The sequence below is a fragment of the Williamsia sp. MIQD14 genome (assembly GCF_051025635.1).
Taxonomy (GTDB): domain Bacteria; phylum Actinomycetota; class Actinomycetes; order Mycobacteriales; family Mycobacteriaceae; genus Williamsia_A.
In genome coordinates this window covers 183,159-205,386 of the sequence record NZ_JBPFDG010000006.1, presented here as the reverse complement: position 1 = coordinate 205,386, position 22,228 = coordinate 183,159, and the positions used below count along the sequence as shown (strand labels likewise).

The 22,228-nt window shown below is 69.8% G+C and carries 22 protein-coding genes; 15 read left to right on the top strand and 7 right to left on the bottom strand.

Going from position 1 to position 22,228, the window contains the following annotated elements:
- The first annotated feature begins 60 nt into the window (after window positions 1–60).
- Window positions 61–1,470, top strand: coding sequence for a glutaminase A (glsA, locus tag ACQ7HM_RS20870; protein WP_434218141.1), 1,410 nt, complete (start codon window positions 61–63; stop codon window positions 1,468–1,470).
- A gap of 9 nt (window positions 1,471–1,479) precedes the next feature.
- Here the strand turns inward: glsA and ACQ7HM_RS20865 are convergent, their stop codons facing one another.
- Entirely contained in the window at window positions 1,480–2,055 is a 576-nt protein-coding gene (locus ACQ7HM_RS20865; RefSeq protein WP_434218140.1) for an NUDIX domain-containing protein, read from the bottom strand.
- Window positions 2,056–2,141: 86 nt separating this feature from the next.
- Here ACQ7HM_RS20865 and nucS point away from each other — a divergent pair, with 86 nt between their 5' ends.
- Together nucS and ACQ7HM_RS20855 are read left to right on the top strand one after the other, a co-directional pair.
- Entirely contained in the window at window positions 2,142–2,825 is a 684-nt protein-coding gene (gene nucS, locus ACQ7HM_RS20860) for an endonuclease NucS (protein WP_434218139.1), read from the top strand.
- 68 nt (window positions 2,826–2,893) lie between these two features.
- A complete protein-coding gene (locus tag ACQ7HM_RS20855) occupies window positions 2,894–3,115 on the top strand; it encodes an ATP/GTP-binding protein (RefSeq protein ID WP_434218138.1) in 222 nt (73 codons plus the stop codon).
- A 27-nt stretch (window positions 3,116–3,142) separates the two neighbouring features.
- On the opposite strand, the gene ACQ7HM_RS20850 is transcribed toward ACQ7HM_RS20855, so the two are convergent.
- Together ACQ7HM_RS20850 and mce are read right to left on the bottom strand one after the other, a co-directional pair.
- Window positions 3,143–4,228 (bottom strand): hypothetical protein, encoded by a 1,086-nt coding sequence (locus ACQ7HM_RS20850; RefSeq protein ID WP_434218137.1) that lies wholly within the window; start codon window positions 4,226–4,228, stop codon window positions 3,143–3,145.
- Window positions 4,229–4,368: 140 nt separating this feature from the next.
- Window positions 4,369–4,848 carry a methylmalonyl-CoA epimerase gene (mce, locus tag ACQ7HM_RS20845; RefSeq protein WP_434218136.1) on the bottom strand — a complete coding sequence of 160 codons (480 nt, stop codon included), beginning with the start codon at window positions 4,846–4,848 and terminating at the stop codon, window positions 4,369–4,371.
- Between the two features lie 100 nt (window positions 4,849–4,948).
- Here mce and ACQ7HM_RS20840 point away from each other — a divergent pair, with 100 nt between their 5' ends.
- The 5 genes from ACQ7HM_RS20840 to ACQ7HM_RS20820 are packed head-to-tail and all read left to right on the top strand — an operon-like array spanning window position 4,949 to window position 9,111.
- Complete coding sequence (locus tag ACQ7HM_RS20840) at window positions 4,949–6,136, top strand: acetyl-CoA C-acetyltransferase (RefSeq protein ID WP_434218135.1); 1,188 nt, start codon at window positions 4,949–4,951, stop codon at window positions 6,134–6,136.
- 46 nt (window positions 6,137–6,182) lie between these two features.
- A complete protein-coding gene (locus tag ACQ7HM_RS20835; RefSeq protein WP_434218134.1) occupies window positions 6,183–6,542 on the top strand; it encodes a DUF3817 domain-containing protein in 360 nt (119 codons plus the stop codon).
- Between the two features lie 48 nt (window positions 6,543–6,590).
- Window positions 6,591–6,896 (top strand): thiamine-binding protein, encoded by a 306-nt coding sequence (locus tag ACQ7HM_RS20830; RefSeq protein WP_434218133.1) that lies wholly within the window; start codon window positions 6,591–6,593, stop codon window positions 6,894–6,896.
- Window positions 6,893–8,149 carry an MFS transporter gene (locus tag ACQ7HM_RS20825; RefSeq protein WP_434218132.1) on the top strand — a complete coding sequence of 419 codons (1,257 nt, stop codon included), beginning with the start codon at window positions 6,893–6,895 and terminating at the stop codon, window positions 8,147–8,149. The genes ACQ7HM_RS20830 and ACQ7HM_RS20825 overlap by 4 nt, the downstream gene beginning before the upstream one ends.
- A 50-nt stretch (window positions 8,150–8,199) precedes the next feature.
- Entirely contained in the window at window positions 8,200–9,111 is a 912-nt protein-coding gene (locus ACQ7HM_RS20820) for a tetratricopeptide repeat protein (protein ID WP_434218159.1), read from the top strand.
- Here ACQ7HM_RS20820 and glgB read toward each other — a convergent pair.
- From glgB to ACQ7HM_RS20800, 4 genes are all read right to left on the bottom strand, one after another.
- Window positions 9,105–11,291 (bottom strand): 1,4-alpha-glucan branching protein GlgB, encoded by a 2,187-nt coding sequence (gene glgB, locus ACQ7HM_RS20815; RefSeq protein WP_434218158.1) that lies wholly within the window; start codon window positions 11,289–11,291, stop codon window positions 9,105–9,107. The two genes, ACQ7HM_RS20820 and glgB, sit on opposite strands and share 7 nt — an antisense overlap.
- Window positions 11,292–11,353: 62 nt before the next feature.
- The gene (locus tag ACQ7HM_RS20810; protein ID WP_434218157.1) at window positions 11,354–13,372 is read right to left on the bottom strand and encodes a maltotransferase domain-containing protein; all 2,019 of its coding nucleotides are present in this window, start codon (window positions 13,370–13,372) and stop codon (window positions 11,354–11,356) included.
- A 167-nt stretch (window positions 13,373–13,539) separates the two neighbouring features.
- Window positions 13,540–15,600, bottom strand: a complete 2,061-nt coding sequence (locus ACQ7HM_RS20805) for an ATP-dependent DNA helicase (protein ID WP_434218131.1) — start codon at window positions 15,598–15,600, stop codon at window positions 13,540–13,542.
- Window positions 15,597–16,901 (bottom strand): nicotinate phosphoribosyltransferase, encoded by a 1,305-nt coding sequence (locus ACQ7HM_RS20800; protein WP_434218130.1) that lies wholly within the window; start codon window positions 16,899–16,901, stop codon window positions 15,597–15,599. The genes ACQ7HM_RS20805 and ACQ7HM_RS20800 overlap by 4 nt, the downstream gene beginning before the upstream one ends.
- A gap of 104 nt (window positions 16,902–17,005) precedes the next feature.
- Here ACQ7HM_RS20800 and clpS point away from each other — a divergent pair, with 104 nt between their 5' ends.
- From clpS to rph, 7 genes are all read left to right on the top strand, one after another.
- Window positions 17,006–17,323 carry an ATP-dependent Clp protease adapter ClpS gene (gene clpS, locus ACQ7HM_RS20795; protein WP_434218129.1) on the top strand — a complete coding sequence of 106 codons (318 nt, stop codon included), beginning with the start codon at window positions 17,006–17,008 and terminating at the stop codon, window positions 17,321–17,323.
- Between the two features lie 4 nt (window positions 17,324–17,327).
- A complete protein-coding gene (locus ACQ7HM_RS20790) occupies window positions 17,328–17,909 on the top strand; it encodes a DUF2017 domain-containing protein (protein WP_045822319.1) in 582 nt (193 codons plus the stop codon).
- 11 nt (window positions 17,910–17,920) lie between these two features.
- Window positions 17,921–19,030, top strand: coding sequence for a P1 family peptidase (locus tag ACQ7HM_RS20785; RefSeq protein ID WP_434218128.1), 1,110 nt, complete (start codon window positions 17,921–17,923; stop codon window positions 19,028–19,030).
- 52 nt (window positions 19,031–19,082) lie between these two features.
- Entirely contained in the window at window positions 19,083–19,754 is a 672-nt protein-coding gene (locus ACQ7HM_RS20780) for a rhomboid family intramembrane serine protease (RefSeq protein ID WP_434218127.1), read from the top strand.
- The gene (gene murI, locus ACQ7HM_RS20775; RefSeq protein ID WP_434218126.1) at window positions 19,751–20,572 is read left to right on the top strand and encodes a glutamate racemase; all 822 of its coding nucleotides are present in this window, start codon (window positions 19,751–19,753) and stop codon (window positions 20,570–20,572) included. The genes ACQ7HM_RS20780 and murI overlap by 4 nt, the downstream gene beginning before the upstream one ends.
- 49 nt (window positions 20,573–20,621) lie before the next feature.
- Window positions 20,622–21,386 (top strand): cyclic nucleotide-degrading phosphodiesterase, encoded by a 765-nt coding sequence (locus tag ACQ7HM_RS20770; protein ID WP_434218125.1) that lies wholly within the window; start codon window positions 20,622–20,624, stop codon window positions 21,384–21,386.
- A gap of 88 nt (window positions 21,387–21,474) precedes the next feature.
- A complete protein-coding gene (rph, locus tag ACQ7HM_RS20765; protein ID WP_434218124.1) occupies window positions 21,475–22,218 on the top strand; it encodes a ribonuclease PH in 744 nt (247 codons plus the stop codon).
- Window positions 22,219–22,228: the final 10 nt, after the last annotated feature.

The following is a 22,228-nucleotide window of genomic DNA, read 5'->3' as shown; positions in this document are numbered from 1 at the left end:
GTATCGAGGCCCCGAAGACACCGTCTTCGGGGCCTCGGTCATTTCTGCTTGGATGACCCCATGCCGTCCGTCGTCGAGACCTATCTGCAGCGCATCCAGTTGGCGTGCACTCCCATCAGTGCCGGCGAGCTCGCCGACTACATCCCGCAACTCGCGTCGGTCGACCCGGATCGCTTCGGCGTCTCGATGGTCGTGCACGACGGGCACGTGTATTCGGTCGGCGACAGCACCGTCGAATTCACGATCCAATCGATCTCGAAAGCTCTCACGTATGCGCTGGCGCTGCGTGAACGCGGCTTCGACGACGTCGACGCGCAGATCGGTGTCGAACCCTCCGGTGAGGCGTTCAACGAGATCAGCGTCGATAACCGCACCCGTCGACCGCGCAATCCCATGATCAATGCCGGTGCGATCACCGCGGCGGCGCTGCTCCTGCACCCACCGGGCGATGTGGATGCATCAGATGACCTCGGTGTGCGCGTGGACGACGCCTTCGCGGTCATCCTCGAGTTCTATTCGGGCTGTGCGGGGCGGCGCCTCAGCATGGACACCGACGTCTACCGATCCGAGATGGCCACCGGCTCCCGCAATCGGGCGATCGCCTACATGCTGCAGAGTTTTGGGGTGTTCCCGGCCGATCCCGAGTCGGCGGTCGATCTGTATGTCCGTCAGTGCTCGGTGACGGTGACCTCCGACGACCTCGCCGCGATCGGTTCGACCCTGGCCAACGGCGGGGTGAACCCTCGAACGGGACGTCGGATGCTCGACACCGCGGTCACCCGTCGCGTGCTGAGTGTGATGACCACCTGCGGGATGTACGACGGGGCGGGGGACTGGGTGACGACCGTGGGACTGCCGGCGAAGAGCGGGGTGGGCGGCGGGATCCTGGCGGTCCTCCCGGGTCAGCTGGGTATCGGTGTGTACTCACCACGCCTCGACGAGCACGGCAACAGTGTGCGCGGCGTCCAGGCGTGTCGGCACCTGTCCGATGACCTGGGTCTGCACATGTTCAACGTGGCGCGCGAGAGCCGGGTGACGATCCGGTCGACCTACGACGGGCATGAACTCGACCTCGGGGCCGGCCGCTCGGAGGTGGAGGGCGCGTACCTGCGGGCGCATCGGCACCGCGTCCGGGTACTGGAACTGCAGGGCGACCTGACCTTCTCCGGCGCAGAGAGCGTCGTGCGCCGCGTGGAGTCGTTGCGCGCCGACGCCGATGTCATCCTGATCGACCTCACCCGTGTCGGGGTGATCGACGACGTGTCCCGTCGGTTCATCGTGGGACTGCGCGCGACGCTGCTGACCGACGACACCGAGTGGGTCATCGTCGATCCGGACGGAGTGGTGGCCGCCCCGGGACGGCAGACCACCGGCCCCGTGACCGTCGATGCCCCGGTGTCGTCGATGGCCGAGGCGACCGAGCGTGCCGAGGACATCCTTCTCAAACGAGCCGCCGACCGCACGGCCTGACCGCGACGCTCACCTCCCGGACACGACCAGGCATGCCCAGGCCGCCAGGCTCTGAGCATCGACGACGGTGCCTGCGCGGATCGCGTGCTCGACCTCGTCGCGTGTCCACCACCGGCCGTGCAGATCCTGTTCCTCGTGCTCGGGGCGTGCGACACCCGCCCGCGGATCGTCGGCGAGCACCACCGCCGAGCGTTGCGAGGTGAAGCCGGGCGCCACGTCGATGACCGACAGGACCCGGAGCTCGTCGGACACCATCCCCGTCTCCTCGAGCAACTCCCTCCGTGCGACGGTGAGCGCGTCGTCGCTGTCGGGTGAGGTCCCGGCCGGGAACTCCCATCGACGTGCCGACACCGTGTACCGGAACTGCTCGACGAGGAAGAACTGCTCGACGCCAGCCCGCGTGCGGCGCGCGATCACCACCGCACCGAGTGGCCGGTCGACCACTCCGTAAATCCCGGGGGAGCCGTCTCGCCGACGGATCCGGTCCTCACGGACCGACATCCATGCGTTGCGGTAGACCTCGCGCGAGGCCACCGTGGCGATGTCGACAGCGGTGTCGTCCGGGGCTCCGTGGTCGGTCGGCATGTCCACAGCATCACCTCCGGTGCATGCCGGCCACAACCGGTGAGCCGGTGCGGGTGCCGTCGGGACACGCACCCTAAGGTGAGGTGGTGCGTCTGGTGATCGCTGAGTGCCAAGTGGACTATGTGGGTCGGTTGACGGCCCACCTGCCCATGGCGCGTCGATTGCTGCTGATCAAGAACGACGGATCGGTGAGCGTCCACGCTGACGACCGTGCCTACAAGCCTCTGAACTGGATGAGCCCGCCCTGCTGGCTCGTCGAACATCCCGCCCCACCCGAGAGCGATGCCTCGGCACTGTGGGTGGTGACCAACAAGGCCGGCGAGGAACTGCGGATCCTGCTCGGCCAGATCCACCACGACTCCTTCCACGAGCTCGGCGTCGATCCGGGTCTGATCAAGGACGGCGTCGAGGCGCATCTGCAGGAACTGCTCGCCGAGCACGTCGGAACGCTGGGGCCGGGGTACACCCTCATCCGTCGTGAGTACATGACCGCGATCGGCCCGGTCGATCTGCTGTGCCGCGACGCCGCCGGTCGCACCGTGGCCGTGGAGATCAAGCGCCGCGGCGAGATCGACGGCGTCGAGCAGCTCACCCGGTACCTCGAACTGCTCAACCGCGACACGACGCTGGCTCCCGTCGCGGGGGTCTACGCCGCGCAGCTGATCAAGCCGCAGGCACGCACGCTCGCCGAGGACCGCGGCATCCGGTGCCTCGTGCTCGACTACGACGCGCTCCGGGGAACCGAGAGCACCGAGTTCCGTCTGTTCTGACCGTGCCACGACACAACAGGCGCGATCGGGGCGCGCAGCCGCTCCCGCCGGCCGGTGCCCTGCACCGGGTGGAGCGTGGTCCCGCCGGACTCGACATCGATCACCACGTCCGTCCGATCCCGGGGTCGCGGGCCACGAAGCCCTACCTGTGCCCGGGATGTCGTCAGACGATCGTCCCCGGGACCGCGCACCTCGTGGCGTGGCCCGTCGACGACCCCGACGGCGAGGACCGGCGGCACTGGCACACCGGTTGCTGGAACGGCCGCGTCACCCGCACCGGATACCGCTAGTCGGAAGGCCGACCGCTCGGGAGGGACTCAGCGAGTCGATTCGCTGAGATCGGCCGACGACTCCGCGGTGGACGAGTCGTCGCCACGTGCACCGTCGGTGGACCGCACGACCTTGGCGTCATCGGACAGGCCGCGGTTGAGGAGATCGGTGCTGTCGGTGTCGACGACATCCTTCTCGTCCTCGAGTTCTTCGAGCAGCCGCGGCAGATCGTCGAGGTGGGTGCGCACCTCGGTCAGCTGGGCCAGCATGCGTGAGCGGAGCTGACGTGCACTCTCGACGAGTTCGCCGGACCGGGTCACGCGCTCGGTCGCGACCGAACGGGACTGCGCCAGAAGGCGTTCGGACTCCGCTGTCGCGTTGTCGATGAGCTCGCGGGCGGTGGCCTCGGAACTGATCTCGAGTTCCTTGATGGCCTGCACAGCCTTGTCGCGGCGAGCGGCCATCGTGACGTCGAAGTCCTCCTGGACGCGTTCGCGCTCCCGGCGGGCCTGCACGTCGATCTCCTCGGCCTCGGCGCGGGCGTTGGCCACGATCCGTTCGGCCTCGAGGCGCGCGGCCTTCATCGTCCGCTTGTGTTCGGTCTCCATCGCCGCGGTGCGATCGGCGATGAACGTCGCGTTCTCCTCACTCGCCGCCCGTGCCTCGGCCTCGAGACGGGTCGCCTCACCGCGAAGGCGCTGCGCCTCAACCTTCGCCGAGGCGAGTTGCGAGTTGGCCTCCTCCGAGGCGTCCTCACGCAGCTGCGCCGCCTCCTGCCGGGCCACCGACAGCAGCTCCGCCGACTCCGACTGGGCGTCGGCCCGCATCTCCGACGCCTCGTCCGCGGCGAGCTGCAACATCCGGGAGATGCGATCACTCATGCCCTGAGCGGTGGTGACCGGGACCGACAGCGAGTCGACCTCGCGTCGGAGTTGCTCGACCTCGTCACGCGCATCGTCGAGATGCTCGGCGAGTTCGCGGGCGTTGGCGGCGGCGGCATCGCGATCGGCGGCGATGACGCGCATCTCGGCGTCGGTACGGGCGAAGAACTCGCCGACCTGTTCGCGGTCATACCCGCGCATCGCGATGGCGAAAGGCAATCCGGACGACGAGGTGTGGGTCTGATCGGACATGCGGAGGAGTTTACGCGGAGCCCGACGTGTTCAGGCGCCCAGTGCGTCCGAACCCCGACGATCGGCCGACCGCCGTTGGAGGGCGTCCCATGAGGTGCGTCGAGCGCGGTGACGGGTCCCCGGCGACGTTCCGGGACGGGTCAGTGAGCGGCCGGTTCGACCAGCTCGAGCAGCACCCCACCGGCGTCCTTGGGATGGACGAAGTTGATGCGCGACCCGGCCGTACCCCGGCGAGACTGCGGGTAGAGCACCCGAAGGCCCGCATCGGTGAGCCGTCGCACCACCTCGTCGAGATCGGTGACGCGCACGGCGAGTTGCTGCAGTCCCGGACCGTTGCGGTCGATGAACTTCGCGATCGTCGACGACTCGTCGATCGGGGACAGGAGCTGGATCTGGGTGCCGCCGGTCGCGGGGGCGTCGGCGGGACCGACCATCGCCTCGACGACACCCTGCTCGGTGTTCGTCTCCTGGTGCAGGCACCCGAAACCGAGGTGATCGGCGTACCAGGCTTTGGCGGCCTCGAGGTCGGGCACCGCGATACCCACGTGGTCGATCGCGGTGACGAGATCGCCGATCAGTGCGGTGGGCGAGGAGGCGGGGTTCGGTGCCGGTGAGACCATCGGCCAACGGTAGCGTTGGAGTGTCGGTGACACCACACGCACCACATCGCCCTGCCACCCGTCGGCCCGACCGGGCCGACACATCTCTCGAGAGGTCGCCATGACATCGGTCATCGTCGCCGGAGCGCGCACACCCGTCGGACGCCTGATGGGCTCCCTGAAGGACTTCAGTGCCGTCGATCTCGGGGCCATCGCCATCCGCGGTGCCCTGGAGAAGGCGAAGGTGCCCGCGTCGGCGGTCGAGTACGTGATCATGGGGCAGGTCCTCACCGCCGGCGCCGGTCAGATGCCGGCGCGTCAGACCGCGGTCAAGGCGGGCATCGGGTGGGACGTCGCCGCGCTGACCATCAACAAGATGTGTCTGTCGGGCATCGACGCCATCGCGCTCGCCGACCAGCTGATCCGGGCGGGCGAGTTCGACTGCATCGTCGCCGGTGGGCAGGAGTCGATGACCCAGGCGCCGCATCTGCTCCCGGGCAGCCGCGGTGGCTTCAAGTACGGCAACACCGAACTCGTCGACCACATGGCCTACGACGGTCTCTTCGATCCCTTCACCGATCAGCCGATGGGCGCACTGACCGAGCAGGAGAACGACCGCGTCACCTACACCCGTGAGCAGCAGGACGAGTTCGCCGCGCGGTCACACCAGCGCGCCGCGACCGCCTGGAAGAACGGACTGTTCGCCGACGAGGTGGTCCCCGTCTCCATTCCTCAGCGCAAGGGCGACCCCATCGAATTCGTCGAGGACGAGGGCATCCGTGCCGACACCACCGCGGACTCGCTGGGCCGTCTGAAGCCCGCGTTCCGCAAGGACGGCACCATCACCGCGGGCAACGCCTCGCAGATCTCCGACGGCGCGGCCGCGGTGATCGTGATGAGCAAGGAGAAGGCGACCGAGATGGGTCTCGAGTGGCTGGCCGAGATCGGGCCCCACGGCGTCGTCGCCGGTCCGGACTCCACGTTGCAGGCGCAGCCGGCCAACGCCATCGCGAAGGCCTGCGCGCGTGCGGGCATCAGCCCGACCGATCTGGACCTCATCGAGATCAACGAGGCGTTCTCCGCGGTCGGACTGGCCTCGACCGATCAGCTCGGCGTCGACCCGGAGATCGTCAACGTCAACGGTGGTGCCATCGCCATCGGGCACCCCATCGGCATCTCCGGAGCGCGGATCACGCTGCATCTCGCGCTGGAACTCGCGCGTCGCGGCGGTGGAACCGGTGCGGCTGCGCTGTGTGGTGCGGGTGGACAGGGCGACGCCCTCATCCTCACCGTGCCGAAGCGCGACTGAGGGCTGTACTACACGCGGTAGTAAACCGGCGGTCGGGTCGGGCACAATGGTGGGCATGGAATCCTTCTTCGACCTGCGGACCACCGCCAAGCGCTTCCGATTCGTGGCGGTCCTCGAAGCCATCACCTGGCTGGCGTTGCTCATCGCGATGTTCTTCAAGTGGGTCCTCGGACACACCGAGGCGGTCGCGGTTCCCGGCATGGTCCACGGGATCGTCTTCGTGGTGTTCGTGATCGTGTCGCTGCTGACGGCGATGTCGCTCAAGTGGTCGGCGAAGGTGACCGTGCTCGCGCTGGTCTCGAGCATCCCGCCGTTCGGCACCATCGTGTTCGAGCGCTGGGCCGTCCGCAACGGCCACCTCGCCGAGCTGTCCGGCGCCGGCGCGACCACCGCGAAGGTCGCCTGAGCACCGACTCGGTTGCGGCGGCGGTCGGACCCGTGTGACCGTGGGGTCATGATCGTCGCCTTCAGCGTGTCCCCGTCCGGTGCCGACTCGGTGGACGCCGACGGCGGTATGAGCGAGGCGGTCGCCGCCGCGGTCCGTGTGGTCCGCGCGTCCGGCGTGACGCACCAGACCACGGCCATGTTCACCTACCTCGAGGGTGACTGGGACGAGGTCATGGCGGTCGTGCGCGATGCCACCGACGCCGTCGCGGCCCTGGCGCCGCGCGTGTCGCTCGTCCTCAAGGCCGACATCCGACCGGGTTTCGAGGGTCAGCTCTCGGCGAAGGTCGAACGGATCGAGAGCCACCTGCGATGACGGTCGCGCCGGGCGACACCGTCGCACGGACCCTGCGTCGGCGCCGCATCGCGGTGTCGGCGGTGTTCGGCATCAACGGCCTGCTCGCCTCGATGTGGGTGTCGCACATCCCGGTCATCTCCGACCGGACCGGTGTCGACCACAACACGCTGGGCGGGCTTCTCCTCATCCTCGGCGGGGCCGCGTTCCTCGGCATGCAACTGTGCGGCCCGATCGTCGACCGGTGGGGTTCGCGCGGGCTGATCGTCACCGCCGCCGTGGTGCTCGCCGTCGCCACACTCGGCCCGGTGCTCGCGCAGTCGGCGTGGCAACTCGCCCTGTGCCTGGCGCTGTTCGGGCTCGCCAACGGATCCATCGACGTCGCGATGAACTCCCAGGCCGTCGTCGTCGAACAGTCCTACGGGCGTCCGATCATGTCGTCGTTCCACGCGTACTTCTCCCTCGGCGGCGTCATCGGGTCGGGTGTCGCCGCGGCGGCCCTGTTCGCCGACGTCCCGGTGATCATCACCGTGGGTGTCGTCGCCGTCGTGTCGGTGATCGCGATCCTCGTCGCACGACCGTTGCTCGTCGTCGGCTCGGCGCGCACGGCCGACGACACCGAGGACGCGGCCGGGGCGAACAAGCGCTTCCCCCAGGGCCTTCGACTGCGCATCGGCCTCATGGCGATCGTCGCGTTCGCACTCATGCTGGCCGAGGGCACCGCCTACGACTGGAGCGCGCTGCACCTCGTCGAGCGCTTCGGCACCACCGACGCCGCCGGAGCGGTCGCCTTCGGTGCGTTCAGTGCGACGATGCTCATCGGTCGCTTCGCCGCGGACTCCGTCACCGCCCGCTTCGGTCCGGTCGCGGTGGTCCGTGCCGGCGCGGCCACCGCGGCGATCGGCATGGCCGTCGTGATCTGCGCGCCGGTGCCCGCCGTCGCGATCCTGGGGTGGGCGGTGTTCGGGGTCGGCGTCGCCGGCGGCGTCCCGCAGCTGTTCACCGCCGCGGGCAACGTCACCGACCAGCCCAGTGGCCGGGTCATCTCGACCGTCGTGGGAAGCGGGTACCTGGGGATGCTCGCCGGGCCGGCGCTCATCGGTTTCATCAGCCACGAGACCACCCTCGGATCGGCGCTGTGGCTCGCGGCGGCGGCCATGCTGTTCGCCTGTCTCGCCGGTTCCGTGGTGCGCCCACGGTCCTCGGCGTCGGCAGCGGGGACCGCGCGACGGGATGGAGCACCGTCGGCGGGTCGTGCCAAAATGGACGTGTGACCCGACCCCAACCACGTCAGCAGGCCGCGGCCGTCGCACGCGCCGCCGCCATGACCGGCGCCGTCGACCTGTCGGTCCTCAAGGAGCGCGCCGACGCCGCCCGGAACCGACCCGCGACCCCGCAGACCCCCCGCCCGCCCGCCACCGGCTCCGGACCCGCGACGGCGATCCCCGCCGTCGTCGAGGTCACCGAGGCCACGTTCGAGGCCGAGGTGATCGCGCGATCCGACCAGGTTCTCGTGCTCGTGGACCTGTGGGCCACATGGTGCGAGCCGTGCAAGCAGCTCTCACCGCTGCTCGAGCGTCTCGCCGGCGAGGCAGGCGGACAGTGGATCCTCGCCACGATCGACATCGACGCCAATCCCCGTATCGCGCAGGCCTTTGGGGTGCAGTCGGTACCGACCGTCGTCGCGATAGCCCAGGGACAGCCGGTGGCCGCCTTCCAGGGGGTCCAGCCCGCGGCGCAGATCACCGCGTGGGTCGACGAGATCCTCGCCAAGGTCGGTGACCGGCTGACCGGTCTGCCCGCCGCCGAGGGCGCCGAGGAGCACGAACCGGTCGATCCCCGGATGGCCGAGGCCGAGGCGAAGCTCGACGACGGTGACTTCGAGGGCGCGCTCGCCGCGTATCAGGCACTGGCGCAGGCCGAACCGAACAACGTCGAAGCCGCCTCGGCTGCCCGCAACATCGAGTTCGTCATCCGCGCACAGGCCGCCGATCCCGCCGTGGTCGACACCGCCGCCCCCGACGACATCGAGGGCCAGTTCGCCGCGGCCGACGTGCTGCTGCTCAACCAGCGCCCCGACGACGCGTTCGACCGGCTCATCGCGCTGGTGCGCGCCACCTCCGGCGACGACCGGTCGGCGGTCCGGACGCGACTGCTGTCGCTGTTCGAGCTCTTCGACCCGTCGGAGACGTTCGTGGTCTCCGCGCGCCGCAAGCTCGCCAGCGCCCTCTACTGAGTCGGAGCGGCGGGCTCGAGCCAGATCGCGCCGTTGGCGGGCAACGTCATCCGCGCCGAGGTGGGACGGCCGTGCCAAGGGTCACCGTCGGCGACGATCGAGCCCATGTTCCCCTCGCCGGTCCCGCTGTAGTGCGGAGAGTCGGTGTTGAGCACCTCGGTCCAGCGGCCCGCCGTCGGAAGGCCGACGCGGTAGTCGGTCTGGGTGACGCCGGAGAAGTTGAACACGCACGCCAGTACGCTGCCGTCGGAGCCGAAGCGTAGGAAGCTGATGATGTTGTTGGCGGTGTCGTTGGCGTCGATCCACGAGTAGCCGTTGGGTGTGGTGTCCTGCGTGTAGAGGGCCGGGGTCCGACGGTAGACACCGTTGAGGTCGGCGACCAACGACTCGATCCCGGAGTGCAGTTCGCCCTCCCAACCGGTGCGCTGGTCCCAGTCGAGGCTGCGCTCCTCCGACCACTCGGCCACCTGCCCGAAGTCCTGGCCCATGAACAACAACTGCTTGCCCGGGTGAGCCCACATGTACGCCAACGTGACCCGGACGCCGGCCGCCTTGGCGTGGGAGTCGCCGGGCATACGGGTCCACAGCGTCCCCTTGCCGTGCACGACCTCGTCGTGGCTGATCGGCAGCACGAAGTTCTCGCTCCACGCGTACATCAGCGAGAACGTGATCTCGTGATGGTGGTGGCTGCGGTGGATCTGATCGCGCCCGAGATATCCGAGGGTGTCGTGCATCCAGCCCATGTTCCATTTCATGGTGAAACCGAGCCCGCCGAGATTGGTCGCGCGGGTGACCCCGGGCCACGACGTCGACTCCTCGGCGATGGTCACCACGCCCGGATGGTGCTTGTGGACGGTCGCGTTCATCTCCTGGAGGAACTGCACGGCCTCCAGGTTCTCGCGGCCGCCGTAGATGTTCGGGCTCCACCCACCGTCGGGTCGGGAGTAGTCGAGGTAGAGCATCGAGGCGACGGCGTCGACGCGCAGACCGTCGATGTGGAACTCCTCGAACCAGTACAGGGCGTTGGCGACGAGGAAGTTGCGGACCTCGTTGCGACCGAAATCGAAGACGTATGTGCCCCAATCGAGTTGCTCGCCGCGCTTGGGGTCGCTGTGTTCGTAGAGGGGGAGGCCGTCGAAGCGGGCCAACGCCCAGTCGTCCTTGGGGAAGTGGGCGGGTACCCAGTCGACGAGCACGCCGACACCCAACGAGTGGAGATGGTCGACGAAGGCACGGAAGTCGTCGGGGCTGCCGAAACGCGACGTCGGCGCGTAGTACGACGTGACCTGATACCCCCACGAACCGCCGAACGGATGCTCGGCGACCGGGAGCAGTTCCACGTGCGTGTAGCCCATACGGGAGACAAAATCGCCCAGCTCGGTGGCCAGTTCGCGGTAGTCGAGACCGACACGCCACGAACCGAGGTGCACCTCGTAGACACTCATCGGCTCATCGGTCGGGGACGACGTGGCGCGCCGGGTGGTCCATGCGCCGTCGGTCCAGCGGTGCTCGCTCTCGGCGATGACCGATGCCGTCGATGGTGGCACCTCGGTGCACCGCGCCATCGGGTCGGCCTTCTCGCGGGTGACGCCGTCACTGCCGACGATCCGGAACTTGTAGCGGGTCCCCGGCCCGATGTCGGGGACGAAGACCTCCCAGACCCCACTCGACCCCAGCGAGCGCATCGGCGTCGACCGACCCACCCAGCCGTCGAACGACCCGATGACGGCGATGCCGCGGGCGTTGGGCGCCCACACCGAGAACGCCGTGCCGGTGACGGTGCCGTCGGGGGTGTCGTAGCTGCGCGCGATCGCTCCGAGGATGTCCCACAGTCGCTCGTGGCGCCCCTCGGCGAACAGGTGCAGATCGAGCTCGCCGAGGCTGGGGAGGAATCGATAACCGTCGGCGACGACGAAATCCGTTGTGCCGCCGGCGGCGTCGGGATAGCTGACACGGTAGCGATAGTCGATGAGATCGACGATGGGTACCGCCGCGACGAAGAGTCCCTCGGACTGATGGCGGAGGGGGAACTCCTCTCCGCCGATGACCGCGACCACGGCCGATGCGTCAGGGCGCAGGGTGCGCAGGATCGTGTGTCCGGGGGCGGGATGCGCGCCGAGAACCGAGTGCGGGTCGTGGTGGATCCCGGTGCGCAACAGATGGAGGTCCTGAGCGGACATGGCCGGATCCACCGGGTTCACGGCGCCGGTCGATCCGGTGGGGGTCGGGGGATCGACTGTGCTCACGAGGTCACGTCCTTCGGGGGGAGACGACACGCCAGACGCGCCGCGACGTCGGCGGGCAGGGGCGGGAGGGCGACGATGTGGGCGACCGCTCGCCACGGCTCGAGCCGGACGTAATTGGCCTGCCCCCAGTGGAAGTGCTCACCGGTGACCTCGTCGACACCGGAGAAGCGGTCGTTCCAGTCGTGTCCGAGGGACGGCATGTCGAGCCATACCGTCGACTCCTCGGCGCCGAACGGGTTGAGGTTGATCACCACCACGACGCGGTCGCCGGTGGTCGGGTCGACCTTCGAGTAGGCGATCAGCGCGTCGTTGTCGACGTGGTGGAACGTGATGTTCCGCAGCTGCTGCAGGGCGGGATGGCGGCGACGGATGTCGTTGAGCGAGGTGATCCAGGGCTCGAGCGAGTCACCCCGTGACTGTGCGGCCTTGAAATCACGCGGCCGCAGTTCGTACTTCTCGGAATCGAGGTACTCCTCGCTGCCCGGTCGTACGGCTTGCCCCTCGAACAGCTCGTACCCGCTGTAGACCCCCCAGGTGGGCGCCAGCGTCGCCGCGAGGGCGGCCCGCAGCGCGAACATCCCCGGCCCGCCGTTCTGCAGGCTCTCGTGCAGGATGTCGGGCGTGTTGACGAAGAGGTTGGGGCGGGCCTCGTCGGCGTGCGCGGCGATCTCGGTGCCGAACTCGGTGAGCTCCCACTTCGCGGTCCGCCAGGTGAAGTAGGTGTAGGACTGCGTGAACCCGAGTTTGGCGAGCCCGTAGAGGCGCGCCGGACGCGTGAACGCCTCCGACAGGAACAGCACGTCCGGATCGCGCTTCTTGACCTCGGAGATCAACCACTCCCAGAAGTCCGGTGGCTTCGTATGCGGGTTGTCGACCCGGAAGATCTTGACTCCCACCGACACCCAGTAGAGGACGACGGCGAGGACCGCGCGGTAGATGCCGGCCCGGTCGTCGTCGAAGTTGAGGGGATAGATGTCCTGGTACTTCTTCGGTGGGTTCTCGGCGAACGCGATCGTGCCGTCGGGCTGCACGTAGAACCACTCGGGGTGCTCGGCGGCCCAGGGGTGGTCGGGCGCGCACTGCAGCGCGAGGTCGATGGCGACCTCCATGCCGAGTTCGGCGCTGCGCGAGAGGAAGTATCGGAAATCGTCGACGCTGCCCAGCGCGGGATGGATCGCATCATGTCCGCCGTCGGCCGATCCGATCGCCCAGGGCGAGCCCACGTCGTCGGGACCGGGGGTCAGGGTGTTGTTCGGTCCCTTGCGGTTCATCAGACCGATCGGGTGGATGGGCGGCAGGTAGACCACGTCGAACCCCATGTCGGCGATCCTCGGCAGGTCCTGCGCCGCGGTGAGGAACGTCCCGTGCACCGGTCGCCCCTCGTTGTCCCATCCTCCGGTCGAGCGCGGGAACAGTTCGTACCAGGAGCCGAAGAGTGCGCGCGTCCGATCCACCCACACCCGGAACGAGCGACTCTTGGTCACGAGGTCGCGGACCGGATGCTCGTCGAGAACGGCGACGACCTCGGGCGACAGCGCGGGCCGCACGCGTACGGCGAGTTCGTGGTCCGAGCGCAGCGCGTCGATGGCGTCGGCGATGAGGGTGCGGTGATCGGAGCCGACCTGCTCGCGGGCCCGTTCGAGCAGACGTGCCCCGATCTCGAGATCGTTCGCGAGTTCCTCGGGACCCTGACCCGCCTCGAGCTTCTTGGTGACCGCCGAGTTCCAGGTGGTGTACGGGTCGCTCCAGGCGTCGATGCGGAAACTCCAGTAGCCGACCTCGGTCGGGGTGAACGCCGCGTTGTAGGTGTCGGGTTCGTGTGCGGCGGACATGCGCCGTTCGATCACCATCCCGCGGCGCGGGCCCTCGGCGTGCAGGGTGGCCGCGACGGCGTCGTGCCCCTCCCGCCACACGGTCGCGCTGACCGGGAAGAACTCTCCCACAACCGCTTTGGCGGGGAACTGTCCGGCGTCGATCACCGGCGCGATGTCGTCGATGCCGATGCGCCCGATCACCCGTTGGCCACCCTTCGTGCTCTGTGTCGTCGCGCCACGACAGATGTCGGCCGCGCTCACGCACGCTCTCGCGTGGGTCGTCTCCAACCGTAGGGGATCGCCGGGCGTTTGGCGCCAGGACTCCCCACCGTGCGTCGTCGATCCTCGACGCCGCGACCCCGCGGGGATCAGCCGGCGGCCGGGGTCTCGCTCTGCAGCCGGGTCAGCGCCGCCCGCACGACGGCGGGGTCGGTGGTCTGCCAGAACGGCGGCAGCGACGCGCGCAGGTATCCGCCGTACCGCGCGGTCACGAGTCGCGGGTCCAGGACCGCCACGACACCGCGATCATCGGTGGCCCGCAGCAGCCGACCCGCGCCCTGCGCGAGCAGGAGGGCGGCGTGGTTCGCCGCGACGGCGAGAAACCCGTTGCCGCCGCGTGCGGCGACCGCGCTCTGTCGGGCGATGAGCAGCGGGTCGTCGGGCCTCGGGAACGGCACACGGTCGATGAGCACCAGCGACAGCGACGGGCCCGGCACGTCGACTCCCTGCCACAGCGACAGCGTGCCGAACAGACAGGTCGCCTCGTCGGCGGCGAACTGCTCGATCAGCGTGCCGGTCGCGTTCTCCCCCTGGCACAGGACCGGGGTGTCGATGCGCGTCCGGACCGCCGCGGCGGCCTCCTTCGCCGCGCGCATCGACGAGAACAGCCCCAGCGTGCGGCCGCCGGCCGCGGTGATCAGCGAGACCATCTCGTCGAGGGTCGACTCGGCGATCGACGCGCGACCCGGCGGGTCGAGGTGGGCGGCGACGTAGAGGATCGCGCAACGGCGGTAGTCGAACGGCGAACCGACGTCGAGGCCCTGCCACCGGATGGTGTCGCCGTCGGCGGGTGTCGGGGTGCCGGTCGCGGTGAGGTCGGAGAGGACGGCCGCCGAGGCGTCGGCACCGCGTCCTGAGATCGGCAGTCCCCAGTTCGCGGCGAGGCTGTCGAAGGTGCCGCCGACGGTCAGCGTCGCCGAGGTCAGCACGGCGGTCGCCTCGGCGAACAACGACGACCGCAGCAGTCCGCCGACCGAGAGGGGCGCGATCCGCAGGGTGCGACGCCGTTCGTCGCGCACCAGGTCCTCGGCGATCCACACCACGTCGCGGCGTTTCGACTCGTCGGGTTCGTCGAAGGCGCCCAGCAGCCGTACGGCGTTGTCGTGCAGGTCGTCGAGCGCGGTGATGGCCGCCGAGCGTGCGGCGGCACCGGTCGAGTCGGTGCCGTCGCGCGCCGGTCCGATGGCCGAGCGCGCCCGCCACAGTCGGTCGCGCAGCGCGGCGAAGGTGGCGCCGGCGCCGTCGGGCAACGACGTCCAGCGTCCCGGTGCGGTCGACTCGAGCAGCGCGGCGACGAGTTCCCCGGCGCCGTGGACGTCGTCGACGAGTTCCTCGTCGATCAACTTGGAGAGTCGCCGTGCCACGCCGGCGACCGTCGACGACGCGATCTCCGCGGTCGCGACCGAGGTGATGCGGTCGACGAGTTCGTGCGCCTCGTCGACGATGACGACGTCGTGCTCGGGCAGGACGTTGAACCCGCTCATCGCGTCGATCGCGAGCATCGCGTGGTTGGTCACGACGACGTCGGCGGCCGAGGACCGTCCGCGGGCGAGCTCGGCGAAACAGTCGGTGCCGTAGGAGCAGTTGGCCGCGCCGAGGCACTCCCGAGCGGTCACGCTGACCTGCCGCCACGACCGGTCCATCACCGCGGTCGGCAGGTCGTCGCGGTCACCGGACTCGGTGTCGCTGACCCATTCGCGCAGACGCACCACCTCGCGTCCCACCCGCGACGTGGTGAACGGGTCGAACAGCTCCTCGGTCTGCTCCTCGGCCTCGCCGGAATGGATCTTGTTGAGGCAGATGTAGTTCGCGCGGCCCTTGAGGATCGCGAAGCTCGGTTCGCGGCCGAGCGGCTTGCGCAGCGCGGTGGCCAGGCGAGGCAGGTCGCGGTCGATGAGCTGCCGTTGCAGCGCGATCGTGGCGGTCGACACCACGACGGTCGAACCGGACTCGACGGCGTGCCGCAGTGCGGGAACGAGATAGGCCAGCGACTTACCCGTACCGGTACCCGCCTGCACGGCCAGGTGTTCGCCGGTGTCGATGGCGTTCGCCACCGCCGACGCCATCGCCAGCTGACCGTCGCGGTGACGGCCGCCGAGCGCCGACACCGCCGAGGCGAGGAGCTCGGTGACCGGGGGAAGTGCGGTCACGGAAGGGCGAAGCGGGTCGGGACCGCGGGTTCGCCCGACGACAGGCTCAACCCCTCCCACGGCAGGCTGACGAGTGCGGCCGCGAGGTGTTCGCGGCTGTCGGCGATCGAGGGCAGCTCGGCGACGGGTTCGCCGCCTCGTACCAGGGGGATCTGCAGGGCGGTGGTGGTGAGTCCGTCGGTCTGCGGGACCGGCGACCCGGCCGGGTGGATGATCTCCTCGACGATGGTGCCGGTGTCACGCGCCGCGCGGGCGGCGGCCTTGGCCCCACCGCGGGACTCCTTGTGGCTGGACCGTTTCGCGACACCGATGCCGTCGACCTCGACGAGTTTGTAGACCATGCCCGCGGTCGGGGCGCCGCTGCCGGTGACCAGCTGTGTCCCGACGCCGTAGGCGTCGACCGGCTCGGCGCGCAACGCCGCGATCGCGTACTCGTCGAGGTCGCCGGAGACCACGATCCGGGTGTCGGTGGCGCCGAGGTCGTCGAGTTGGGCACGCACCTGACGGGCCAGCACGCCGAGGTCACCGGAGTCGATGCGCACGCCCCCGAGTGCGGTGCCGGCGACCTCGATCGCGGTCGCGACGCCGCGGGTGATGTCGTAGGTGTCGACGAGCAGCGTGGTGCCCACCCCGAGCGCCGCGATCTGCGCGGTGAAGGCGGCCCGTTCCCCGTCCCCGTCGACGCCCGCGTGGGCGAGGGTGAACGAGTGCGCGCTGGTCCCCGCGCCGGGGACGCCGTAGCGCCGCGTCGCCTCGAGGTTCGACGTGGACGCCATGCCCGCGATGTAGGCGGCGCGGGCGCAGGCGACGGCTGCCGACTCGTGGGTGCGGCGCGACCCCATCTCGATGATCGGGCGGGTACCCGCGGCGGTCACCATCCGGGCCGCGGCCGACGCGATCGCGCTGTCGTGGTTGAGGATCGACAACGCGAGCGTCTCGAGCACGACCGCGTCGGCGAAGGTGCCCCGCACCGACAGGATCGGCGATCCCGGGAAGAACAGCTCCCCCTCGCGGTAGCCGTCGATGTCGCCGGAGAAGCGATAGGAGCGCAGCCAATCCAGGGTCGCGGCGTCGACGATGTCGGTGAGCGTGCGCAGCTGTTCCTCGCCGAAGCGGAAACCGGCCAGGGCCTCGACGAGGCGCCCGGTGCCGGCGACGACCCCGTAGCGACGGCCGTCGGGAAGGCGGCGCGCGAACACCTCGAACGTGCAGCGACGCTGCGCCGTCCCGTCGCGCAGAGCTGCGGAGACCATCGTCAGCTCGTAGCGATCGGTGAACATGGCTGTGTTGTCGACGCTCACAATCACCTACCCTGGGGGCCATGCGCGGACTGATGACGACCGCACGATTCCGAGGAGCTCGGGCTCCCAGACCCCGGACTCCCGGTCGGGATCGGCGAGCGCCGATGCCGACTTTCGGTTCTGACGAGGCTACCCCGGCCGGTACCGCGGTCGCCGACCCCGACACGGCCGACGCCGACACCGAGATCGACCGTCCGTGGGTCACCATCGTGTGGGACGACCCGGTCAACCTGATGCGCTACGTCACCTACGTGTTCCAGAAGCTGTTCGGCTACTCCGAGACCAAGGCGTCGGAGCTGATGATGCAGGTGCACAACGAGGGTCGGGCCGTGGTGTCGAGCGGTGACCGCGATTCGATGGAACTCGACGTGCGCAAGCTGCACGCCGCGGGGCTGTGGGCGACCATGCAGCGCGACAGCTGATCGGGTGCAGAACTGGAGACGTCGTGGACGTGGTGGTTCCCAGCGCATCACCGCCCGACTCGACGCACACGAGAGTGAGCTGATCGCCTCGCTCGTCGGCTCGATGACCGAACTGCTCGACGAACGGTCGCAGAGTGCACCGACCGACGATCTGTCGGCCCTGACCGGCATCGAGACCGGACATTCCGCACCCCCCGACGACGCCACCCTGGGTCGGCTGCTGCCCGACTTCCACCGACCCGACCAGGACCGAGAACTGGTCGCCGACACCGTGACCGGGGATCTCAACGGGGCGCTGCGCAGTGTGCACGAACCCCACATCATCGCCACGAAGATGTCGGCGGCGCAGGTCGTGCTCGATACGCTGCCGCCCGGTGGCGGCGACGTCTCGCTGACCCCGGCCCAGGCCGAACAGTGGCTCACCGCGGTCAACGACGTGCGCCTCGCGCTCGGGGCCATGCTCGGCGTCACCGAGCACACGCCCGACCAGCTCCCGCCCGACGACCCCCAGGCCGCTCATCTCGACGTCTACCACTGGCTGACGGTGGTCCAGGAACTGCTCGTCGTCGCCCTGATGGGGAAGTGACCGGTGCCACGGTGACCGGGACGGACACCCCGCATCGACGGTGGACGCCCGGGGCGCGGGACTCCCTCGGCGACGTCGCGGGCATCACCGTCGGTCACGCCCACCGGATCGACGACGACGTGACGGTCGCGACCGACACGACCCCGGGTACGGGGTGGGCGACGGGCACCACCGTGGTGCGTATGCCCACCGGCGCGGTGGCCGCCGTCGACGTGCGCGGTGGCGGTCCCGGTACCCGTGAGACCGACCTGCTCGACCCGGCCAACACCGTGCAGACCGCGCACGCGATCGTCCTGTCGGGCGGTAGCGCCTACGGACTGGCCGCGGCCGACGGCGTGATGACCGTTCTCGGCGACGCCGGTGTGGGACTGCCGATGAACGCCTTCGGTGATGTGGTGCCGATCGTGCCCGCGGCGGTGGTCTTCGACCTGCCGGTCGGGGGATGGACCTGCCGCCCCGACGCGGCGCTGGGCGCCGAGGCGGTCGCGGCGGCGAGCGCCGACGTCGCGTCGGGTTCGGTCGGCGGCGGTGCGGGTGCGCGGGCCGGGGTGCTCAAGGGCGGGGTCGGTACCGCGTCGGTCGTGCTCGACCATCCGGCCGCACCCGGCGTCACGATCGCGGCACTGATGGTCGCCAACCCGGTCGGCGACGTCGTCGACCCCGACACCGGGCTGCCCTGGGGGTGCGGACCCGCCGACCTGGCCTACTTCGGGCTCGGACCGGCGTCTCGAGACGACCTCGAGGCCTACCGCGCGCTACGCGCCAAGGCCACCGTGCTCAACACGACCATCGGCGTCGTGGCGACCGACGCCCGCCTCGACCCGGCGTCGACACGACGGATCGCGATGGCCGCCCACGACGGCATCGCCCACGCGATCCGACCGGCACACTCGCCCCTCGACGGCGACACCGTGTTCGCGGTGTCCACGGGCACGGCCGAGACGGTGCGCGCCGCGGCGGTGCCGATCGGGATGAACCCCGACGTGGCGGCGGTCGCGGTCCTCGCCGAGGCGGCCGCGGTGGTGGTGCGGCGGGCGATCGTCCACGCGGTGACGGCGGCGACGTCGGTGGGACAGATCCCCACCTTCGCCGAGACGTTGGCCTCGACCGCGCGTCGATGACACCTCGGCCGGGGGACTCCGACGCCGGTAACCTCGGGTGGGTGATGGCCTCATGAGCGCCCCGACGCCGATCCCCCCGATCGGCACATCGAACACCCGCCGGCCGGGTCCGGTGCGCGACCGCGCGCTCTGGGTCCGTTCGGCGGTGATCATGATCGTGCTCATCGCCGTGCTCTACCTCGTCGAGGCGATCGACTCCGCCACCAACATGCGACTCGACAACGACGGGATCGTGCCCCGCGAGACCGACGGCCTGGCCGGCATCGTGTGGTCACCGTTCCTGCACGCCGGGTTCGACCACCTCACCTCCAACGCCACCGTCGGCGCCGTCCTCGGGTTCCTCCTGCTGCTCGCCCGCCGATTCCTCGTCACCACCGCGATCGTCTGGATCGTGTCCGGCGTCGGGGTCTGGCTGGTCGGTCCCGCCCACGTCTCGACCATCGGCGCCTCGGGCATCATCTTCGGCTGGCTGGCGTTCCTGCTCGTCCGCGGACTGTTCAACCGGTCGCCGCTGCAGATCCTGCTCGGCGTGGCGCTCGGGCTGGTCTACGGGTCGGTGCTGTGGGGTGTGCTGCCGACACAACCCCAGATCTCCTGGCAGGCACACCTCTTCGGCGCCATCGGCGGTGTGCTGGCCGCGTCGGTGCTCGCCGGACGCGACCGTCGCCGCTCACGGTCGGCGCCCGCCGCACCGCCGGCGTTCGGCGGGACCGCAGCCCGGTGACACAGCCCGATCCCGCCACCGCGCTGTCGCAGAGCGCCCCGATCGGCATCTTCGACTCCGGGGTCGGCGGACTCACCGTGGCGCGCGCCATCGTCGATCAGCTCCCCGACGAGGACATCCTCTACGTCGGCGACACCGGCAATGGTCCCTACGGACCGCTGCGCATACCCGACATCCGCGCCCACGCCCTCGCCATCGCCGACGACCTCGTCGACCACGGTGTGAAGGCGCTCGTCATCGCCTGCAACACGGCGTCCTCGGCGTGCCTGCGCGATGCCCGTGAGCGCTATGCGATCCCGGTGATCGAGGTGATCCTCCCGGCGGTCCGTCGCGCGGTGAACACCACACGCTCGGGTCGCATCGGTGTCATCGGCACCTCGGCGACGGTCACCTCGCGCGCCTACGACGACGCGTTCGCCGCGGCCACCGATCTCGAGATCACCTCGGTGGCCTGCCCACGGTTCGTCGACTTCGTCGAACGTGGGATCACCTCCGGACGCCAGATCCTCGGTCTCGCCGAGGGATACCTCGAACCGCTGCAGCAGGCGCGCGTCGACACGGTGGTCCTCGGCTGCACCCACTACCCGTTGCTGTCGGGGGTCATCCAGCTCGCCATGGGGGACGACGTCACGCTCGTCTCCAGCGCCGAGGAGACCGCCAAGGACGTGCTCCGGGTGCTGACCCAGCGCGATCTGTTGCACCCGCACACCGACCGCACCGCACAGCGGGTGTTCCGCGCCACCGGCGACCCGGTGTCGTTCGCGCGACTGTCGACGCGGTTCCTCGGTCCCGCCATCGGCGCCATCCAACACGCGTAAAACACCATCGTCGATGCTGTGTGCCGCATCACGTGGCACAGTGGGCGACATGCGTTTGACCGTCCTGGGGAGCTCGGGCAGTGTGGTCGGGCCCGGCTGTCCGGCGTCCGGTTATCTGCTGACGGTGCCCGATCAACAGCCCGTGGTCCTCGACTTCGGACCGGGGGTCCTCGGCGCCCTCCAGGAGCGCGTCGACCCCAACGAGGTGGCGGTGATGTTGAGTCACCTCCACGCCGATCACTGTCTCGACCTACCGGGGATGTTGGTCTGGCGTCGTTACCATCCCGTCCCGGCCACGGTGCGTGCGCCGCTCTACGGTCCGGTCGGCACGGCCACCAGGATCGGTGCGGCGTCCTCGGAGTACCCCGGTCAGATCGACGACATCTCCGACACCTTCGAGACCCACGACTGGGTCGAGGGTGAACCGGTGAAGATCGGCGGGATGACGGTGACCCCCACCCGGGTCTCCCATCCGCCCGAGACCTACGGGCTGCGGATCAGCGAACCCGGAGGACGGGTGCTGGCGTTCAGCGGTGACACCGCGGTGTGCGACGAACTCGTCGACCTCGCCCGCGACGCGGATGTGTTCCTGTGCGAGGCGTCGTGGACCCATGCGCCCGACGAACGGCCGCCGGGTCTGCACCTGTCGGGGACCGAGGCGGGCGAGATGGCCACCCGTGCCGGCGTGAAATCGCTGATACTGACCCACATCCCACCGTGGACGCCGGTCGAGGACGTCCTCGACGAGGCCCGTGCGGCCTACTCGGGACCGATCAGCGTCGCCCATCCGGGACTCGTCGTCGACATCGAGTGACGTCGTCCGGTCACCTGGTGTCGCGGTGCACCGGCAGCGTTAGTGCGGTCCGCGATACCGCCGGGTGCCGGGTCGTTAGAGTTGGCTCGTGAGCAGACGCGCAGACGGCAGAGCAGACGACGAGATGCGCCCCGTGCGCATCACCCGCGGCTTCACCGACCACCCGGCCGGGTCAGTGTTGGTGGAGTTCGGGCAGACCCGGGTGATGTGCACCGCGAGTGTCGAGGAGGGCGTGCCGCGGTGGCGTCGCGGCTCGGGGCTGGGATGGCTCACCGCGGAATACGCGATGCTCCCCGCCGCGACCCACACGCGGTCGCAGCGCGAATCGGTCAAGGGCAAGGTCGGTGGACGCACGCAGGAGATCAGCCGGCTCATCGGACGTTCGCTCCGGGCGTGCATCGACCTCGCGGCGTTGGGCGAGAACACGATCGCACTCGACTGTGACGTCCTGCAGGCCGACGGGGGCACGAGGACCGCGGCCATCACCGGCGCCTACGTGGCGCTCGTCGACGCCGTCGCGTTCCTGAACGAACGCGGCAAGCTCGCCGACCCCCAACCGATCTCGTGCGCGATCGCCGCCGTCAGCGTCGGCGTGGTCGACGGTCGGGTGCGTCTCGATCTCCCCTACGAGGAGGACTCCCGCGCCGAGGTCGACATGAACGTCGTCGCCACCGACGCCGGTCCGCTGGTCGAGATCCAGGGCACCGGTGAGGGCGCGACGTTCGCCCGGCCGACCCTGGAGAAGATGCTGGACCTGGCGGCACTGGGCACCACACGACTCTTCGAGGCGCAACGCGAGGCGTTGAACACGCCTCTGCGTTCGGCGGACTGATCGCGGTCGA

Bases quoted from the DNA above. Each gene is read 5' to 3' on its own strand.
- ACQ7HM_RS20825 (WP_434218132.1), top strand. From the start codon at position 6,893: ATGACGGTCGCGCCGGGCGACACCGTCGCACGGACCCTGCGTCGGCGC.
- ACQ7HM_RS20820 (WP_434218159.1), top strand. From the start codon at position 8,200: ATGACCGGCGCCGTCGACCTGTCGGTCCTCAAGGAGCGCGCCGACGCC.
- glsA (WP_434218141.1), top strand. From the start codon at position 61: ATGCCGTCCGTCGTCGAGACCTATCTGCAGCGCATCCAGTTGGCGTGC.
- ACQ7HM_RS20780 (WP_434218127.1), top strand. From the start codon at position 19,083: ATGAGCGCCCCGACGCCGATCCCCCCGATCGGCACATCGAACACCCGC.
- mce (WP_434218136.1), bottom strand. From the start codon at position 4,848: ATGGTCTCACCGGCACCGAACCCCGCCTCCTCGCCCACCGCACTGATC.
- ACQ7HM_RS20830 (WP_434218133.1), top strand. From the start codon at position 6,591: ATGATCGTCGCCTTCAGCGTGTCCCCGTCCGGTGCCGACTCGGTGGAC.
- glgB (WP_434218158.1), bottom strand. From the start codon at position 11,291: ATGTCCGCTCAGGACCTCCATCTGTTGCGCACCGGGATCCACCACGAC.
- clpS (WP_434218129.1), top strand. From the start codon at position 17,006: ATGCCGACTTTCGGTTCTGACGAGGCTACCCCGGCCGGTACCGCGGTC.
- ACQ7HM_RS20835 (WP_434218134.1), top strand. From the start codon at position 6,183: ATGGTGGGCATGGAATCCTTCTTCGACCTGCGGACCACCGCCAAGCGC.
- ACQ7HM_RS20770 (WP_434218125.1), top strand. From the start codon at position 20,622: ATGCGTTTGACCGTCCTGGGGAGCTCGGGCAGTGTGGTCGGGCCCGGC.
- ACQ7HM_RS20865 (WP_434218140.1), bottom strand. From the start codon at position 2,055: ATGCCGACCGACCACGGAGCCCCGGACGACACCGCTGTCGACATCGCC.
- ACQ7HM_RS20840 (WP_434218135.1), top strand. From the start codon at position 4,949: ATGACATCGGTCATCGTCGCCGGAGCGCGCACACCCGTCGGACGCCTG.
- ACQ7HM_RS20850 (WP_434218137.1), bottom strand. From the start codon at position 4,228: ATGTCCGATCAGACCCACACCTCGTCGTCCGGATTGCCTTTCGCCATC.